This is a genomic window from Fulvivirga aurantia (assembly GCF_009711475.1).
GTDB lineage: Bacteria > Bacteroidota > Bacteroidia > Cytophagales > Cyclobacteriaceae > Fulvivirga > Fulvivirga aurantia.
On sequence record NZ_SMMD01000437.1, the window covers coordinates 1 to 2,731 of the forward strand.

A 2,731-nucleotide genomic window follows, 5' to 3' on the forward strand; every position below is an offset into this window, starting at 1 on the left:
GGAGATATTATTTCAAGGAGTATAATAAGACACGAACCTTTTAGATGGTTCGTGCCAAATTGCCAATTTTCTTATTTCTGGATCACCAAATCCCACCAACATTCCCTTAAAATTGTCTAAATATGCCTTATAAGTTGTACTGTCAATATTTACGTTATTAGCCTTTAAGTCATGAAGGCCAGAACTTATAACCCATTTCAAATCAATGTATTCGTACTGAGAGACTGGTGTTAACTCTGGGACGGTATAATTTTTTGCAATAGTTAACCTTGTCCAGACAGGGCTTTTTTCGTATTCAAAAAGGGGATTATCATCACTTAGGTATAAGTACGGGTCAGCTAAATCAAATTGCCATATGATATCATTTTTTCGAATCCATCTAGATTTTACATAAACTGTATCATTTTGTACTATTATATAAGTACGTATTGTGTCCTGCTTACCTATTCCATCTATATTACCAATAGTTAGAATTTCTTCATTCACCCTTTTACCATTGAAGATTTCAATGTTTTCTAAAGTCTGCTGTGATATCTTTTTTTCAGCAGCATCACCGCTTTTTAAAGTAACATTATCTGCTGGGGATTTAAAAGTATCAGTCTTAGAAACATATTCTTGCTCACTTGATGCTTGATTACAGGCAGCAGTTACAACTGCTATAATTGTGGTAAATAATATTCTAATCATAAATTGTCATTTTTCTGCGATAAATATATCCACCTCTGCATTATTCCAGTCATGGCTGCGTTTATCATACAGTTCAAAGTCGTAGCTGTAGGCTCTGTCTATGGTTGATGTCCAGATGATATGCCAGGCTTCGGTAATGCACCCCGGCATTTGGCCTTTAGCAGTGACCTTTTTGTATAGCTGTTCAGGTATTACCAAAGTGTTTAAGCCTTCAGGCGTACTAGTGCCTGATTCAACTTCACAACCTATAAAATAAGAAAATGGCTTTGTGTGATCTCCCTCGTAATCAAAATAAACGGCATAAATACTATCCGATTTCTTGTTAGGTACCTTTCCCAGGATGTGTTCCTTTTCAAAGCGCTGCCATAGGTTACCACAGTCAATGCTTGACTGTCCATTTTCATTGGTGGTCCTTCCTTCAAGCTGAAGGCCGATCAATTGGATTTTGGATTTTTTCATTTTAATCAAACTTTACACCATCCAAGGGTGGAGGGCCATCAGGTAAAATACCTTTGTATTGGTAATCGCCTTTACGCTCTTTAAATTCGGCTTTGATCTCATTTCTCAATTTCTCATTTTGATATAGATCGATCATCGTCATTGATAGGGCTTTCGTGGCATAAACCATACCTTTATGGCCGATGGACATGCCCCCACAGGCAACTACTGCCCAACTATGCCATGGAGTGTCTTTTGGTGCTACCGTTGCTCCAAGTCTCACGGTCGGTACTACCCAGCTTACATCTCCCACGTCAGTCGAGCCGCCCATCGGGTGCTCGAGGGTTTCTTCAAGCGGACTTATTTTTGTGTCCATCCCTACTTCGGGCTTACCGGTTTCTTTTTGTATACGTTTGCCGAAAGCAGTCTCCTCTTCGGTGTATTGAATTTCACCTAAATACTCAAGGTTAGCCTGTAAGGCCTTACCACCCACACGGTTGGGCAATACTTCGTGCACTCCGGAAATCAACTTTATTTTATAATCTACATTAGCCATGATTGACGCACCCTCTGCTATACGCTCGACCTGCTTCCAGACTACTTCCATGCCTTCTCTTTTAGTATCACGTACTCTCGTCCAGATTCTTGAGTAATCTGGCACCACATTTACCACTTGACCACCATCTTGAATGTGGTAGTGGATACGCACGGTAGGTTTAATGTGCTCGCGGTAGTAATTAATGCCTGTTGTGTACAACTCCAAAGCGTCTGATGCACTTCTTCCATTCCAGGGGTCTCCGCTGGCATGAGCAGCCTGACCGTAAAACTCTACCATAAAATCTACGAGAGCTAATGAACTTTGTACATTGGCCTTAGTTTCAGCACTAGGGTGCCAATCCATCATCACATCAACATCATCAAAAAGGCCTGCACGTACCATCCAAAGCTTGCCAAAAAACTTTTCTTCAGCTGGTGTCCCGTAAAAACGAATGGTGCCGTTAAGCTTACCTTCATCGATCAATTCTTTTATTATAGTGGCCGCTCCGAGAGAAGCCGTTCCGAAAAGGTTGTGTCCACAACCATGACCAGCTCCACCGCTATTGAGCGGTTCTTTATAAGGTACTGTCTTTTGAGAAAGACCTGGAAGGGCGTCAAACTCACCCATGATGGCTATTACTGGTTTGCCAGAGCCATATTCTGCTACAAATGCGGTTGGTATTTCTGCCACACCTTTCTCTACTTTAAATCCGTTGGCTTCAGCGTAAGCAATTAAAGCCTCGGCAGATTGTTCTTCCTGAAAGGCGATTTCCTCATAAGACCAGATTTTATTGCTTAGCGTGGTAAGTTCATCATACTTTGCATCAGCTTTATTGATAGCTAGTTTTTTGGTAGGAGAGGTTTTAGGCTTTTTTTGTGCAAAGCCGCAAGTGAAGATTAGCATTGCGACTAATAACGATAACATGTTTCTCATGAGTCAGGTTGTTTGGTTTTGTCGAGCATAAGATAACAGGTTACACAATTGCTTCAAAACCGTTTGAATAAATAATGGCTGAGCGCAGAGAGCTAAGCGCAGAGAGCAGAGAGCTAAGAGCTAGGTGCAGAGAGC

The 2,731-nt window shown here is 41.3% G+C and carries 3 protein-coding genes; all 3 read right to left on the reverse strand.

Annotated features, from left to right (window positions below):
- Window positions 1-12: 12 nt before the first annotated feature.
- From E1176_RS02750 to E1176_RS02760, 3 genes are read right to left on the reverse strand one after another with little or no spacing between them, the layout of a single operon-like run.
- Window positions 13-687 carry a hypothetical protein gene (locus E1176_RS02750; protein WP_155209049.1) on the reverse strand — a complete coding sequence of 225 codons (675 nt, stop codon included), beginning with the start codon at window positions 685-687 and terminating at the stop codon, window positions 13-15.
- 6 nt (window positions 688-693) lie between these two features.
- Window positions 694-1,146: a GyrI-like domain-containing protein gene (locus E1176_RS02755; RefSeq protein ID WP_155209050.1), complete on the reverse strand. Its 453-nt coding sequence runs from the start codon at window positions 1,144-1,146 to the stop codon at window positions 694-696.
- Between the two features lies 1 nt (window position 1,147).
- Complete coding sequence (locus E1176_RS02760) at window positions 1,148-2,596, reverse strand: amidohydrolase (RefSeq protein WP_155209051.1); 1,449 nt, start codon at window positions 2,594-2,596, stop codon at window positions 1,148-1,150.
- Between the last annotated feature and the right edge of the window lie 135 nt (window positions 2,597-2,731).